General features: G+C 66.7%; 14 protein-coding genes and 1 tRNA gene. 5 read left to right on the top strand and 10 right to left on the bottom strand.

The features are described from left to right. Nucleotides 1-51: 51 nt before the first annotated feature. Together NMQ09_RS08010 and NMQ09_RS08005 are read left to right on the top strand one after the other, a co-directional pair. Complete coding sequence (locus NMQ09_RS08010) at nucleotides 52-660, top strand: rhomboid family intramembrane serine protease (RefSeq protein ID WP_255194068.1); 609 nt, start codon at nucleotides 52-54, stop codon at nucleotides 658-660. 121 nt (nucleotides 661-781) lie between these two features. Beyond that, a tRNA-Ala gene (locus NMQ09_RS08005) sits at nucleotides 782-853 on the top strand. A gap of 39 nt (nucleotides 854-892) precedes the next feature. On the opposite strand, the gene NMQ09_RS08000 is transcribed toward NMQ09_RS08005, so the two are convergent. From NMQ09_RS08000 to NMQ09_RS07970, 7 genes are all read right to left on the bottom strand, one after another. Beyond that, a complete protein-coding gene (locus NMQ09_RS08000; protein WP_255194067.1) occupies nucleotides 893-2293 on the bottom strand; it encodes an APC family permease in 1401 nt (466 codons plus the stop codon). A gap of 74 nt (nucleotides 2294-2367) precedes the next feature. Continuing rightward, nucleotides 2368-2820: a DUF5518 domain-containing protein gene (locus NMQ09_RS07995; RefSeq protein ID WP_255194066.1), complete on the bottom strand. Its 453-nt coding sequence runs from the start codon at nucleotides 2818-2820 to the stop codon at nucleotides 2368-2370. Between the two features lie 182 nt (nucleotides 2821-3002). Beyond that, entirely contained in the window at nucleotides 3003-3401 is a 399-nt protein-coding gene (locus NMQ09_RS07990) for a helix-turn-helix transcriptional regulator (RefSeq protein WP_255194065.1), read from the bottom strand. 188 nt (nucleotides 3402-3589) lie between these two features. Further along, nucleotides 3590-3769 carry a hypothetical protein gene (locus tag NMQ09_RS07985; RefSeq protein ID WP_255194064.1) on the bottom strand — a complete coding sequence of 60 codons (180 nt, stop codon included), beginning with the start codon at nucleotides 3767-3769 and terminating at the stop codon, nucleotides 3590-3592. 71 nt (nucleotides 3770-3840) lie between these two features. Continuing rightward, entirely contained in the window at nucleotides 3841-4653 is an 813-nt protein-coding gene (gene surE, locus NMQ09_RS07980; RefSeq protein WP_255194063.1) for a 5'/3'-nucleotidase SurE, read from the bottom strand. Nucleotides 4654-4769: 116 nt separating this feature from the next. After that, nucleotides 4770-5219, bottom strand: coding sequence for an RNA-binding protein (locus tag NMQ09_RS07975; RefSeq protein WP_255194062.1), 450 nt, complete (start codon nucleotides 5217-5219; stop codon nucleotides 4770-4772). Nucleotides 5220-5252: 33 nt separating this feature from the next. Further along, nucleotides 5253-5453 (bottom strand): DUF1918 domain-containing protein, encoded by a 201-nt coding sequence (locus NMQ09_RS07970; RefSeq protein WP_255194061.1) that lies wholly within the window; start codon nucleotides 5451-5453, stop codon nucleotides 5253-5255. Between the two features lie 431 nt (nucleotides 5454-5884). On the opposite strand from NMQ09_RS07970, the gene NMQ09_RS07965 reads away from it, so the two are divergent. Both NMQ09_RS07965 and fer read left to right on the top strand, forming a co-directional pair. Further along, entirely contained in the window at nucleotides 5885-6730 is an 846-nt protein-coding gene (locus NMQ09_RS07965; RefSeq protein ID WP_255194060.1) for a DUF8054 domain-containing protein, read from the top strand. A 44-nt stretch (nucleotides 6731-6774) separates the two neighbouring features. After that, complete coding sequence (gene fer / locus NMQ09_RS07960) at nucleotides 6775-7266, top strand: ferredoxin Fer (RefSeq protein WP_255194059.1); 492 nt, start codon at nucleotides 6775-6777, stop codon at nucleotides 7264-7266. A 31-nt stretch (nucleotides 7267-7297) separates the two neighbouring features. Here the strand turns inward: fer and NMQ09_RS07955 are convergent, their stop codons facing one another. Beyond that, the gene (locus tag NMQ09_RS07955; protein WP_255194058.1) at nucleotides 7298-7795 is read right to left on the bottom strand and encodes a hypothetical protein; all 498 of its coding nucleotides are present in this window, start codon (nucleotides 7793-7795) and stop codon (nucleotides 7298-7300) included. Nucleotides 7796-8030: 235 nt separating this feature from the next. Between NMQ09_RS07955 and gltB the strand changes: the two genes are divergently transcribed. Further along, on the top strand, nucleotides 8031-12632 hold the full coding sequence (gene gltB / locus NMQ09_RS07950) for a glutamate synthase large subunit (protein WP_255194057.1): 4602 nt from the start codon (nucleotides 8031-8033) through the stop codon (nucleotides 12630-12632). 12 nt (nucleotides 12633-12644) lie between these two features. On the opposite strand, the gene NMQ09_RS07945 is transcribed toward gltB, so the two are convergent. Then, on the bottom strand, nucleotides 12645-13358 hold the full coding sequence (locus NMQ09_RS07945) for a cupin domain-containing protein (protein ID WP_255194056.1): 714 nt from the start codon (nucleotides 13356-13358) through the stop codon (nucleotides 12645-12647). A gap of 91 nt (nucleotides 13359-13449) precedes the next feature. Beyond that, nucleotides 13450-15333 (bottom strand): phosphotransferase, encoded by a 1884-nt coding sequence (locus NMQ09_RS07940; protein WP_255194055.1) that lies wholly within the window; start codon nucleotides 15331-15333, stop codon nucleotides 13450-13452. Nucleotides 15334-15386 lie beyond the last annotated feature (53 nt).

Raw genomic sequence — 15386 nt, 5'->3', positions numbered from 1 at the left:
TTCGGATTCGGGTCGACAAGGGCTTTGTAGCGACCGTCCGTAGTATCGCCCATGACCCGCTCGTCGGGGAGCCCGATCCTCGAGACGCTCGTCGTCTTCCTGCTGGTCGCCCTCGCCCAGTTCGTCACGGGCCTGTTCGGCGCGATGGGGAGTCTCTTTTACCTCTCGATGCCGGTCACCGACGACCCGTGGACGATCGTGACGAGTATCTACGCCCACGGGAGCCTCGGCCACCTGCTCTCGAACAGCGTCGCCCTCGTGCTCTTCGGGTGGCCCGTCGCCCGCGCCACCACGCGCTTTCGCTTTCACACCTTCTTCATCGTTGCTGGCGCGCTCGCCGGCATCTCACAGGTCTGGCTGATGGGGCTCCTCGGAACTGTCGCCCCCGTCGTCGGCGCCAGCGGTGCGATTTTCGCCCTCCTCGGCTACCTCATCGCCGCCAATCCCGTCTCGGAGGGCGTGGCCTCGAGCGTCGACGTCCCGCGCTGGCTCGTCTGGCTCGTCTTCGTCGTGCTGGCGGCCGGGATCACGATCGCGACCGCGAGTCCTCGAGCCGCGCTGATCGCCCACTTCACCGGCTTCCTCTTCGGGCTGCTCGCCGGTCGCGCACGCCTCCTCCAGGTCGAACGTCGCCCTCCCACCGATACCCCGTCCGTGTGAGAGCGACGCGGCTGCGGCTCGTTTCATCCGGGTTCGAACGGGGACTCGAGGATGTGAACTCCGCACACGGAGTCCCCCAAAACACAAGTCTCAAGTATCGACCACGGGTACGATGTGACGAGGGCTCGTAGATCAGTGGCAGATCGCTTCCTTCGCAAGGAAGAGGCCCCGGGTTCAAATCCCGGCGAGTCCATGATTCGTGCGCCGCGAACAAATTCGCGAGCGGTGTGAATTATTTTCGGGCGAGTGTCTCTGGTGAGCCCACGTCAGCACGCTCGTGGTCGTCGAGCGTCCCCAGTCGGTCGCGAAGGTCGATTCCGTTACGTTCGAACGTGGCGACCCGGTATCGGAAGACGGGGTAGCCGAGAGCGATCCAGCCGAGGATGAGCAGGCCCATCGCCGGCAGCTGTGAGGAGAGGAGGAGCCAGAACACGAGCGTCGACACCCCGCCGCCGATCGCCGCCAGCATCAGGGCGACGCGCGGGAGTTTGATCGACGCGTTCTGGTACCGCTCCGGGTACAGCGACGGCAGCCGCCACGCGGCGACCGAGAGGAGGAAGAACGCATAGAGGAGGACGAGCCCGAGCCCGGGGGCCAGGAGTGCCGGCGACGGCATAAACGGGACGATGAACAACGCCGGAACGCCGAGGAGGAGCACCGCCCGCGTCGGGCTCTCGTGGACCGGATGGAGCGTCGCCAGCGACGACGGGAAGACGTCGTCGCGTGCGGCCCGCATGATCTCGCGGGAGTACGTGACGATGAGCGTGTTGACCGTCGTAATGCCACCGACCACCGCGGCCAGCGCGACGAACCCGCTCGCCCACCCGGGCAGGAACTCGAGTGCGACCACCGCGATGCCGGCTTCGACGCCGGCGAGGTCGGTCCAGTGCATCACCCCGACGGCGACCGCGACGACCCCGATCATGAGCGTCATCCCGATGACCGCGCTGTAGATGAGGACGCGAGGGACGTTTCGCTCCGGGTGCTCGAGTTCTTCCCCGATGTCGATCGCCAGGTTGAAGCCGTACATCCCGATGAACAGCGAGATCGTCGCGACGATGAACGGGCCGTATCCCTCGGGGAACATCGGCGTGTAGTTGCCGGCATCGACGTGGAAGGCACCTGGGACGATGAACAGCACCATCCCACCGACGATGATGGCGACGAGGGCGAACTGCACGGTGGTGATGAGCTTGATGCCGCGAAGGTTCAAGAGCACGAACGCGAGTAACACGCCGCCGATCAGGAGCCACATCGGGAGGTCGACGAAAAACCGGACGTACTCGGCGAAGCCGTGGGCGGTGTACACCAGGCCGAACCAGATCGTGGGAACGACGAGCCAGGGGATGGTGAACCCCCAGAACGGGCCGATCAACCTCGAGGGATAGAGGTAGCCGCCGCCGGCGACCGGAATTGCGGCGCCGAGCTGGAGCATGACGATCACGCCGAACACCATCGGTAACGCGGCGAGGACGACGGCCGGGACGATACTCGGGCCGACGCCGTCGGCCATGAGATGGGCCGGAAGCAAGAACATCGTCACTGAAATTGCGTTCCCGACGACGAGTGCAACCGCCCCCCAGAGCCCGATCTGCGTGCCGATAATTGGAACTGATTCGTCATCCCCGGACATGTGAATGCTAGCCATCCTCACCCCGGTAAGAAAGTGTTTTCGTCCGATCGATTCCTGCGAGGACCTCGAGCGTGTTACAGCTCCTCGGCGAGGTAGACGCCGAGGACGCCGCCGAGGGCGCTCAGTCCGACGACCCAGAGCAAGATGAGCGGAAACGCAACGAACAGGACGAGCAGGAAGACTCCCACTGCCTGGAGGGCGAACAGGCCGAGAAAGGTCATCGACAGAAGGCTGAACAGCAAGATTGGGAGCGCGGCGATGGCGCCAGAGATGGCGCCGACGCGAAGGCCATCGCGCTTCTCGAGGTACCCGGCGACGGCTCCGCCGAGGATCGGTGAGAAGGCGGTGAAAGTGAGCACGACGGTGACGACGGCGCCGATGACCGCGTTGAGGACGGTGTTCGAGGTCGCGTCGGTATTCGAACGTGCGTCGGCGGGGTTCGGACTCGTGTCGGTAGCGTCCGAACGTGCGTCGGCGGGATTCGAACTCGCGTCGTCGTCGACGTTCGAGTCAGCGGGCGAGGGCATGTCGGGTGAGTTCGAACCGACGTGTCATATGCCTTTGTGATTGAGGGGCGGCAGCTGCTCAGCGCTCCCGTGCCGACGTCTCTGTCGACCTCGAGTACCCGTCGCGAGTCGGCCGAGTGACGCACTCGCTGGAGCTGGTGAGACACAGGTTGCAGGTATTCACCCCTCGAGTCCGACTCGAGTCACTCGTTCAGGTGGGATCGGTAGCCTTTGGGTTCGAAGCCCCGCCGGCAGATAACGCGCTTTCGCCCGACGGTAATCGCGCTGATCTGATCGTCGGCTTCCATCTCGTCGACGACGCGCTGGAGATGGTCGTGGGACCAGCCGGTTTTCTCGAGAACGGTCGTCTCGTCGACGCGGCCGCCGCGTTTGACGAGGAGGCGGAGAATTTTGTCCTCGTCAGGGAGTTCCCGTTCGTCGACACCGTACTCGACCTGTTCGGCGTAACTCAACGTCTCGTCGTCGGTTTCCCTGTCCGATTCGCCTGGTTCCGTCCTGGCAGACCCGGTTTCGTCCTCGTCGTCGCTCGAATCCGATCGCCAGAGCGACGAGAGGCGGGTCCTGAGTGTATCAAATACCATCGTTGTCGATCACCATTAGCTGAACTTGCCACCCGTCTCGTACCGTACTGGTATGCCCGTCCGATTATATGTCGGTTCCGCCGCCAGCGAGTCACCGTTCCGTGTGTCGATTGTTCGGCACCGTAGATTACCCGTTTCCTTGCACGTTGGAGTCCGATCACGCGTCGACGGGTCGGCGTCGCTCGACGTCACAGTCGATCGTGGACGATGTCGACGACCTCTCCGACGTCGTGGTCCGATCTACCCTCGCCACTGGCCCTGGCAGCTCCGAGGCCGCTGCTGGCTCCCGCCAGGAGCGCGTCTGGACCGGCTCCGGCCCGCTCGAGGGGATCACACGGGCGGGGGTACTCGATCTCGGCGGCGGTCATCGCCGTGTAGTTCGCGGTGGTGGTACAAATCTGTCCGGGTATCAGTACGGGCGTTGAACTATCCGGCTAGACTAGAGGTCGAGGTCGACGGCCGCGTCGGGGTACGACTCCGTGAGCGCCTCGAGTTCGTCGGCGCGAACGGTCGCCTGCGGGACGCTCAGCGGCGTGATGCTGACGCGGCCGTCGACGACGGCCCGACGGTCGGTCCCCTCGGGGTCGGGGAGCGTCTCCGGGTCCATTCGCTCCCAGATGCGGTCGGCCAGCCGGATCGAGCCGTCGCCGTTGACCGAGGCGTCCATCTCGTAGCGGTCGGAGGGAACGGTGAGCTCGAGGGGGGCGGGCTCGTCGCCGTCGGGGACGGGCGCGTTCACGTTGAGAACGGCTGCCCGGTCGAAGATCCCGGTGTCGGGGGCGCGGTCGACGAGGTATCGGGTCGCGCGGACGGCCTCGACGTACTGCTCGCGGGTGATCTCGACCTCCCGGTAGGAGATGTCGCCCGCGGGGACGTACAGCGACGTCGCGATCGCGGGGACGTCGAAGAAGGCGGCTTCGATCGCGGCGCTGACGGTACCCGACCGCCCGATGACGTACTCGCCGAGGTTCGCTCCCCGGTTACAGCCGGCGACGACGAGATCCGGCTCGGGACCGAGTTCGCCCATCGCCGCGACGACGCAGTCGGCAGGTGTCCCCTCGACTGCGTAGCCGAGGTCGTGCTCGTCGACCGTTACCTCGTGTGACATCGAGCGACCCACGGCGCTCTGGTCGTCGGCCGGCGCGACGACGGTCACGTGGGCGATCTCCGAGAGGGCGTCGTACACCGCCTGGAGCCCCGTACTGTCGATCCCGTCGTCGTTCGTGAGCACGATCTCGAGGCGCTCGCTCATGTGGGGTCCGTGGGATGGACGTGCGAAAAGCGCTCCGCTTTTCGGCCTCGAACGGCCCCGGTTCGGGCGTCACCCCCTCGATCGACGGGGTTCGAGTCGCCGTTCGCCTGGCTCCGTCACCCGTCGGCCGTCTCCTCGTCGTGGAGCGCTTCGAGGACTTCCTCGGCGCGCTCGACGGCGATCTCCTTTTTCGCGGGGTAGGCCTCGACTTTGGCTCGAAACGTGATCCCATCGCCGAGGCGCACCTCGCCGTTGAAGGCGGCCTGTTTGTCGAGTCGCAAGAAGAGCTCCGTGTTTTCGGTGACGCGATCGTCGAGTTCGTCGAGTAGCCGGTCGAACGTCTCGAGATCGGCGAGCCGCGAGAGGACGTGGCGAACGTCGTCGGCGTTCTCGACGCGCGCCGAGAGGATGAGAATCCGGTCACCGTAGTGACCCTCGGTTTCGGCCCGCTCGAGCTCGAACTCCTCCGGGAGGAAGGTCCGAAGCGCGTCCTCGACGCGTTTTTCGTCCTCGGTGACGTAACAGAACGCTCGCAGGTCGACGTAGTGAAGGGGTATCTGGGGCATCGATTCGGGTGCGAGTATCGGGACTCGAGTGGGTTACTCTTCGTCTTCGTCTTCGGCCTCGGCGGCCTCGAGGGCGTCCTCGGGAACGCCGGCCTCCTGGCCGTCGTCGAAACTGACCGTGTAGGTGACGTCGCCGAACATCGACTCCATCGTCTGGGTGACCGTGCCGACCTCGCCGTCGAACTCGCTGTGCTTGTCGTGCAGGACGACGCGATCGTCTTCCTCGAAGCTCATACTCGTCGTTCCCCGTCGCGGGGTAAAAAGGGACTGATTCGACGGTTCGCCGACGACTGAACGGCGGTTCTGACGCTGGATGCTGGATCAAACACCCGCACGTGCAACACGCGGGTGCTTTTCGACGAAGCGACAACGGCCAGGTACAAGATCGACGGAATTCGGACGCCGCCGTAGAGACGAGCGTCCGACCGTTCGAACACTCCAGTCACCACGATGTCCTCCGATACCCTGCCCGTCGACAAGTGTACCATCTGTGAAACGTACGTGGTCGTCGACTCGGCGGCCGACCTCCGGCGGCGCGTGAACGAACACGAACTCGAGGAACACGGACGTCCAGCCGACGCGAATCAGCCACCGATCGAACGGAAACCGGTAGCCCGGCGACGAACGGTTAAGTGGCGGGTCGTGGTACCGTCCCGCGACTATCCATGCGTTCGCTCGTCGGTTCGGTCCCGGAACTGCGACGGCCCGAGTACACGGGCGAGAACCGCTGTGTGCCGTGTACCGTCGTGAACGTGACGATCGCAGCCGTCGTTGCGGCGGCGATCGGGTTCGTCACGACCGGCCAGGTGGGCGTCGTCCTGTTTCTTGCCTGCCTCGTTCCGATCTACCTCCGCGGGTACCTCGTCCCAGGGACGCCGACGCTCACGAAGCGGTACCTTCCGGCGTCGGTCCGCCGGCTGTTCGGAAAGGACGAGGGTTCTGGCCGGACGATCGCCGACCGAACCGACGACGCCTGGGAAGCGCTCACGGCGGCCGGAGTCGCGAGCCAGTCGCCGACTGGCACGCTCTCTCTGGACGACGAGTTCCGAGAGCGGTGGCGCCGCGAGCTGCGGGCGTCCCGCGACGAGTCACCGACGCTCGAGGCGGTCGGCGCGCTCGTCGACGCCGACGAAGTGACGAAGCGAGGGCCGCGAACGTTCTCGATCGACGGCGCGCTCCTCGAGTGGGAGTCCGAGGCCGCACTCGTCGCCGACGTCGCGGCGTCGGCCACACTCGAGTCGTGGATCGACGACTGGGACGAACTCGGTTCCGAGACGCGCCGGGACCTGCTCCGACGACTGCGTGTACTCCTCGAGCGATGTCCGGCGTGTGATGGCCCCGTCGAACGCGACCACGAGCGCGTCGACCCGTGCTGTCAGCCCGCCCACGTGTTCGTCTGGGTCGAGTGTGACGCCTGTGGCATCCCGTTCGGGGAGGTGGGCGTTCCCGAACAGGACGCCGATGAGGTGGCCGTCTTCGAGGATCTCGTCGAGGACCTTCCCGCTCGATGAACGGTCCCACCGTCGCTAAGTACGTGAGTCACTAACTAGCATTCATGGCTTCGGACACTGAACTCCCGAACATCCGCGTCGGTCGGGACGCAGAGCGAGAGGACGCCGAGCGCGACGGGGAGGTCGAGTACGAGCACACGGTCGAGTACCTCAACTACGAGGTGCTCACGGAGCGTGGCTGGGGACTCGAGGACGAGGATCTGTTCGAGAAGGCCGCCGACGCCGACCTCGACGAGGAAGATCACGGGACGTTCGGCGTCCGGAAGAACCGGTACGTCCTCGACGCGGCCGAAGACCAGGACCACGAGTGGCCGTTCGAGTGTCGGGCAGCGTCGTGTGCCAACTGTTCGGCGATCCTCTACGAGGGAGAGATTTCGATGGACATGGACCTCATCCTCACCGACGAGGAGGTCGACGAACGAGGAATCCTGCTGACCTGCCAGGCCGTGCCGACGACCGACGAGGTCAGAATCGTCTACAACGCGATGCACCTCGAGTACCTACAGGACCGCGTCATCGGCGTTCGTGAGGTTTGAGCCGGCCGAACCCGAACGGCTAGCAAGAGAATCAGGAGAGCCGCTCGATCGCCTCTTCGAGTTGGGCGTTGCCCGCGTCGGTCACGATGCGGTCCTCCCGGTAGCGTTCGACCGCCGAGAGGTCGACGTCGACGTCCGCTTCCTCGAGCGCCTCGAGCATCGCCGCGAGCAACAGTCGCTGGACCTGGAGCTGTTCTTCGATCGCGTTCGCCTTCGACATCGTTCGCTCGGCGAACGCGGTCAGCGAGTCGGAAAACTCCGCCAGGTTCTCCTCGTTGTGCTTGACCCGTCGTTCGCCCAGGCTGATCCTGGCGTAGTTGTCGAGTTCCGAGACGCGTTCCTCGAGTTCCTCGAGGCGACGATCGACCGGTTCGACGCGTTCGTCGATCTGCTGGTCGATTCGGTGCTCGATCGTCCCCGGACGGGAGTCGACTGTCGGCTCTTCGTCGGGCTCGGTCGGTTCGTCCTCGGCGTCTTCCTCGGGTGGTTCCGTGATCGCGGGTGCCGGGGGGCCTCCTTCGATAGCCATGTGCTCACACACTACACTATCGGTCAAATAAGTTTGGCCGGTCCACAACGCGCGATTGTGCCGCCGACTGCTGGTGGAGCCGGCCGCGACCGTGAGCGGTGGTCGATGCGGAAGCGTATTAGTCCGTATATCTCACTCAAATCCAATTATGCTATATTAATTCCCTAGTATGGGTTAGTTATACACTTAGCCATTATTGGCTAACCTCATATGTGACCGTCGCGCACCGGGTAGTATGTCACAGCCACACGGAGCGCGATCCACCGGACGTCCAGGGGACCTCGCGGAACTGTCGGACGAACGCTCGAACTGCGGCGTCGGCGTCGTCATGGACCTCGAGGGCGAGGGAGGTCACGACGTCGTCGCCGACGGACTCGAACTGCTCGTAAACCTCGAACATCGCGGCACGACGGGTGCGGAGAAGAACACCGGCGACGGGGCCGGGATCATGCTGCAGACGCCCGATGCGTTCTTTCGATCGGTTCTCGACGTCGATCTGCCCGACCGCTATGCGGTCGGTTCGCTCTTTTTCCCCCGGGACGCCGACGCTCGCAACGACCTGATAGCGTACATCGAAAAGACCCTCGCGGCGTACGACCTCGAGGTCTGTGCCTGGCGGGACGTCCCGACGGACAACGACGGCCTGGGAGAGACGGCCCTCGACTCTGAACCCGACGTCTGGCAGTGTTTCGTCGCCTCGACGCACGACCGGTCGGACGACGCGTTCGATCGGGCGCTCTACGTTGCCCGGCGTGCGCTCGAGAATTCCGTGGAGGTGGCCGATCTCGAGACGTTCGACCGATTCTACGTCTGCTCGCTCGCTCGCCAGACCGTCGTCTACAAGGGACTGCTCAAGGGCGAGCAGCTCCCGACCTACTACCCGGACCTCACCGACGGGCGCGTCGAATCGACGTTCGTGATGGTCCACGAGCGGTTCTCGACGAACACCCTCGGCGCGTGGCACCTCGCCCACCCGCACCGCACCGTCATCCACAACGGCGAGTTCAACACCATCCAGGGCAACGTCAACTGGATGCGCGCCCGCGAGACCGACCTCGAGAGCGACGTCCTCGCAGACTGCGTGGAACCACGTTCCACGGACAGTGCGAGCGGGCAACGCCCGCGAGCGATCGACGCCGTCAAGCCGGTGATCGACGACCCGGCGCAGTCCGACACCGCGAGCGTCGACAACGCGCTCGAGCTTCTAATGGCCGACGGCCGGGACCTCGCCCACGCGCTGCGGATGCTCGTCCCCGAGGCCTGGCGCGGGGACGACTCGATGGCCCAGGAACGCAAGGACTTCTACGACTTCCACGCCTCGCTCGTCGAGCCCTGGGACGGCCCCGCCCTCGTCGCCGCCACCGACGGCGAGCGCGTCGGCGCCGTCCTCGACCGCAACGGGCTGCGCCCCTGCCGGTACGAGGTGACGACCGGTGGCCGGCTCGTGATGGCCAGCGAGACCGGCGCGCTCGAGCACGATCCCGCCGAGATCGAGGAACGTGGTCGCCTCAAGCCCGGGCAGCTCTTCCTCGCTGATCCGACGGAGGGACGGGTCGTTCCGGACGAGGAGGTGTTCGACGACCTCGTCGACGACCGCTACGGCGAGTGGGTCGCACGCGAACAGCTCTCCCTCGAGGAGCTCGTGCCGACCAGCGATCGCACGCCACAGCGGCCGGTGTCCGGCCTGCGCGCCCACCAGGCGGCGTTCGGCTACACCCACGACGAACTCGAGAACCTCCTCGAGCCGATGATGCAGAAGGGCAAGGATCCGGTCGGATCGATGGGCGACGACACGCCACTGTCGGTGCTCACCGACTTCAACCGGCCGCTGTTCTCCTATTTCAAGCAGCTGTTCGCCCAGGTGACCAACCCGCCGCTCGACTACATCCGCGAGGAGCTCGTCACGAGCCTCGAGTGCCGGCTCGGCCACCAGCGTAACCTCCTCGACGAGAGCCCCGAGCACGCCCGCCAGCTCGTCTGCGACTCGCCCATCCTCACCGACGCCGAACTCGAGGCGATCCGCGACTGCGACGCCAACGGGATCACCGCGGCCACGGTCGATATCACCTACGAGCCGACGGGCGACGAGCCCGGCACCGACCTCGAGGACGCCATCGAGCGCGTCCGCGCGGACGCCGTTTCGGCCATCGAGGCGGGCCACGACGTCGTGATCCTCTCGGATCGGGCGGTCGGCCCCGACCGGCTTTCGATCCCGAGCCTGCTCGCCACCGGCGCCGTCCACCACCACCTCGTGCGCAACGGACTCCGCAACCACGTCGGCCTCGTCGTCGAATCGGCCGATCCGCGGACGGTCCACCACGTCGCGACGCTCGTCGGCTACGGCGCGGGCGCGATCAACCCCTACCTCGCCTACCAGACCATCGAGGACCTCACGGCCGGCGCCGACGGCGCGGATCTCGAGGCGGCGATCGACGCCTACGTCACGGCCCTCGAGAACGGCCTGCTGAAAGTTATGGCGAAGATGGGCATCTCGACGGTCGAGAGCTACCGCGGCGCCCAGATCTTCGAGGCCGTCGGGCTCGACGCCGAGCTCGTTGCCGAGTACTTCGAAGGGACCGAGAACCGGACGGAAGGAATCGGCCTCGCGGAGCTCGAAGCCGACGTCCGCGAGCGCCACGCCGTCGCCTTCGCCGACGACGAGGCCGCCCTCGAACGTACGGGCGAGTACGACCACCGGAACAACGGCATCCACCACCAGTGGAACCCGAAGACCGTCGGCACGCTCCAGCAGGCCGCCCGCTCGGGCGACTACGAGCGCTACGAGGAGTTCGCCGCGATGGTCAACGAACAGAACGAGTCGCTCCAGACCTTACGGGGCTTACTCGAGTTCGATTCCGACCGCGAGCCCGTCCCGCTCGAGGAGGTCGAGCCGGTCGAGGAGATCGTGAAACGGTTCTCGACGGCCGCGATGAGCCTGGGCTCGCTCTCGCCGGAGGCCCACGAGACGAACTCGATCGCGATGAACCGCCTGGGTGGAAAATCGAACTCCGGCGAGGGTGGCGAGCCGCCCGAACGCTTCGGTACCGAGAAGGAGTGTACCGTCAAGCAGGTCGCCTCCGGACGGTTCGGCGTCACCTCCACGTACCTCTCCTCGGCCGACGAGCTCCAGATCAAGATGGCCCAGGGAAGCAAACCGGGCGAGGGCGGTCACCTCCCCGGCGAGAAGGTCAACGAGATGATCGCCCACGTCCGCAAGTCCACGCCCGGCGTCGGGCTGATCTCACCGCCGCCGCTGCACGACATCTACTCGATCGAGGACTTAAAACAGCTCATCCACGATCTGAAGGCGGCCAACGAGGACGCCGACATCAACGTCAAGCTCGTCAGCGAGGCGGGCATCGGCACCATCGCCGCGGGCGTCGCGAAGGCCAACGCCGACGTCGTCCACATCTCGGGTCACTCGGGCGGGACGGGTGCCTCACCCAGAACGTCGATCAAAAACGCCGGCCTCCCGTGGGAGCTCGGCCTCGCCGAAGCGAACCAGCTGCTCTGTGCGACCGGCCTGCGCGACCGCATTCGCGTCTCCACCGACGGCGGACTGAAGACCGGCCGCGATGTCGCCGTCGCCGCCCTGCTGGGCGCCGAGGAGTACGTCTTCGGCACCGCGAGCCTCGTCGTCGAGGGCTGCGTGATGGCTCGACAGTGTCACAAGAACACCTGCCCCGTGGGCGTCGCCACCCAGCGCGAGGACCTCAGACAGCGCTTCCCCGGCGAGCCCGACCACGTCGTAAACTACATGACCTTCGTCGCCCGGGAGCTGCGCGAGCTCATGGCCGAGCTTGGCTTCCGGACGGTCGACGAGATGGTCGGTCGCGTCGACGTCCTGCGCCAGCGAACGGACGTCAACCACCCCAAGGCGCGCACCGTCGACCTCTCGGCCGTCCTCGCCGAACCCGTCGGCGACGTCCGCCGGAAGATCCGCGAACAGGATCACGAACTCGACGAACAGCTCGACCGCAAGCTCGCCGCCGCGGGCCGGGAGGCGATCGAGCACCAGCGCCCGGTCACCCTCGCTGCGTCGATCGCGAACGTCGACCGCGCCGTCGGCGCGATGCTTTCCAACCGCGTGACGAGCCGCTACGGCGAACCCGGCCTTCCCGAAGACACCCTCACCGTCGACCTCGAGGGCACCGCGGGCCAGAGCTTCGGCGCGTTCCTCGCGAGCGGCGTCTCGATGCACCTCACTGGCGTCGCGAACGACTACGTCGGCAAGGGCCTCTCCGGCGGGAAGCTCACCGTCCGGACGCCCGAGTCGGCGGCTTACGACCCGACGGAGAACGTCGCCATCGGCAACGTCGCCCTCTACGGCGCGACCGGCGGCGAGCTGTACGTCAACGGCGTCGCCGGCGAGCGCTTCGCCGTGCGCAACTCCGGTGCCAAGGCGGTCGTCGAGGGCGTCGGCGACCACGGCTGTGAGTACATGACCGGCGGCGTCGTCGCCGTCCTCGGCGACACCGGGAAGAATTTCGCCGCCGGCATGTCCGGCGGTGTCGCCTACGTCCTCGATCCCGCGGGCGACCTCGAGCGCACGGCCAACACCGGCATGGTTACCCTCTACGACGAACTCGACGAGTCCGACGAGGCCATCCTCCGTCGACTCGTCGAGAACCACGTCGCCTACACCGGTTCGGATCGGGGACGGGAACTGCTCGAGGACTGGGAGAGTGCCCTCGAGTCGTTCGTGAAGGTCATGCCCGACGCCTACGAGGAGGCGATCACCGAGAACGGCGGCGACGACGTCCGGGCCGAGCTGCCCGAGACGCCCGAGCCGAGCCTCGAGTCCGAGTCGGTGAGATACGCCGCGAGCGACGACTGAGACCGACTGGCGTCACTCGAGAATCTCCGCACCTGGATCCCACTCCGACGGGCCGCCGGTCGGCGGGGCGCCGATCATCACCCAGCACGCCTCGCGGTCACCGTCGTTGACGGCGCTCCTGGGGACCGGAGGTGCGACTCGAGTGATCGTTCCGACCGGCGTCTCGAACGAGTCGTCGTCGATGCGCATCGTCGCCGGACCACGGACGGGGACGAACAGTTCCTCCTGCTCGCCCTCCGTGTGATACGGAACGTGGTCACCCGGGTCGAGGAGTCTCGCGTTGACCTTCACGCCCGCACAGCCGAGCCGGGCGGTGAGCCGGGCGGTTTCGATCGACGACGTCGACGGTGGCGCGTAGTCGCACGCCTCGAGGTCGACGGCGATCGGGTCGTCGGCCGCGGTCGACTCGACAGGAGCGCCGATCACGACGACCGCCGTCGGGCCCGAACACGAGAGGGTCCCCTCGACGCCGGCCGGCAGGCGGGCGACCCCGGACGGTGGGACGTCGACGCCCTCGAGCGAGATCGGCCCGTCGGCGTCGATCGGGAGACACAGTTGTTCCGGAGCGCCAGAGAGCGGTACCGTTCCGCCAGCAGGGACGCGATAGCCGTCGACGGTGGTCGTCGAACAGCCGAGTTCGTCCGTGAACGACCGATGGCCGAGTGGTTCGCCGTCTCCCGGCACCTCGACGGCGTCTATCGAGACGCTCGCATACCCGCTCGTCATACCCCGAGCTACGGCAGCTGCCGTCAAAATACCGCTGGGGAAGCTGCCACCGACGACGTCGATACTCCCGATTGACGGTCGATCCCGTCCGTCATCGACCGACGGACACGCGCCGGCCCTCGCCAGCGGCGTCGGCCGGTCCCGTTTCGTCCATCGACCGGCGAAGTCGCGCTCGAATCCCGTCCAGTCGATCGTACAGGAACTCGAGTTTCGCAACCTTTTCACGCGGCGTGTTGTGGTACTGCCACGGACTGTCGTGCTCGAAGTAGATCCGCACCTGGCCGACCAGGGCCGCACCGAGGTAGTAACTGAACGTAGACGGAGGAATCTCGACGCGCTCGCAGTGGTCGGCCAGCCGATCGGAGACGATCGCCGCGTGTTCGGACGGCTCGAGGAAGGCCGCCTCGACGCCGCGTTCGAAGTCGCCGAAGGCGTACTCGGCGAGTTTCAGGGCGTAAAATCCCGGATCGGCGACCGGATTGCCCTCGAGGGCGGCGTACTCCCAGTCGATCACGCGCTCGACCGATCCGCCCTCGACGACGAGGTTTCCGGGGTGGTAGTCGCCGTGGTGTGGAACCGTCGCGAGGCGCAGGGGTCCGGGTGGCTCCGGCGGCGAGAACGCCAGTTGCTCGACCGTCAGCTCTCGACGGGCGTCGACAGGTGATCGCGTGCGCGGGGCGCCCGCGTACGCCGTCTGGAACGCTCGGACCCACTCGAGTCCCGTCTCGAGGACGCGTCCGAACGCCTCGGGATCCGACCGGAGCGTCCGCCGGTCGACCGTCTCGGCGATCGGCGTGCCACGAATCGGCGGCTCGACGAGCGTCGGGCCGAGCCGTGAGTCGAACGCCGTCACGTCGGGGAGCGTCTCTGTCACGGGATCGTCGGCCCTCCGGAGCGCTTCGAGGACCGAAACGGTGCGCTCGTTGAAGTGGGCGTTCCGGGGGTCGTTGGGCAACTTCTGGACGCCGGTCACCGCGCCGTCTTCCACCTCGAGGACGATCGCTCGATTCGAGCCCCGTCGCACGACCGACGACGAACTCGAGTGCGTTAGACCGACGCGACCGCGTGCCGATTCGACCGGTGTGTCCGCCCTCGAGCTTTTCTGACAGACTGCGACGTAGACCGGAAACGATCGCTCGAGGATGCCCAGACGGCTGGCCAGCGATCCGCCGCCGCGAACCAGGCGAGCGGGCACCGGGCCGGTCTCGAGCGGCCTCGTCAGCCACGCGAGCGCCGCTGCGTCGTCGACCCACGCCGCCCCCTCGAACCGGCCGCCGATGGTGAGCACCGCGAGGAGATTCACCTCGTCGAAACCGGCGGACTCGAGGGTGGAGACGTATCGTGCAGGCGTCGACCGGAGAACCGCCGTCGGAGCAGGCGACGCGGCCGCGGCCGATCGCTGCCGGTCGAGGCCCACCCGGGCCGTCAGTCCCGCTGTCCGGGGCCAGCCGTCGACGACGGACACGAGCGTCCCGCCCTCGTCGAGCAATTCGTACTGCCGGCCGGCGCGTGCTCGGACCTCGCCGGGTGTGGACGGACGGGTCGAGAGGATCGTCTCGAACGAGCCAGCCGTGAACGGAGGGTTCGACGGGTCGCCAGCAACCGGGACGACGTTCGAGCGATCCGTCCGGGCCGACAGCAGCCGCCGCGAGGCGTCGTCGGACTCGAGCGCGTACACCTCGTCGGCGAGTTCGCTCACCAGGGCCAGGTGCCGTCCGGGGCCTGGGGAAACGTCGAGACAGCTGCCGCCGATCACCGGTTCCAGAGCGGCGAGCCAGCCGTCGTAACAGACGCCGAAGAGGTCAGTCAGGGGCCCTCGTGGCTCGTCGACCGCCTCGACCAGGAACTGGACGGCCTCGAGTCGGTCACCGCGCTCGAATCGGTCGACGAACGACCGGAACGGCACCTCGTCGGCGGCCGGCTCCGCTGAATCCGTCGTTCGAGGTTCGTCGGCAACTGGCTCACCGGGGCGCATCGTCCGTGACTCGCCGCCGGCGTACTTTTACATGAATTCGTTACCGGCTCAGT

Source organism: Natronobeatus ordinarius, from assembly GCF_024362485.1.
Lineage (GTDB): Archaea > Halobacteriota > Halobacteria > Halobacteriales > Natrialbaceae > Natronobeatus > Natronobeatus ordinarius.
This window is presented reverse-complemented; position numbering and strand designations above follow the sequence as displayed.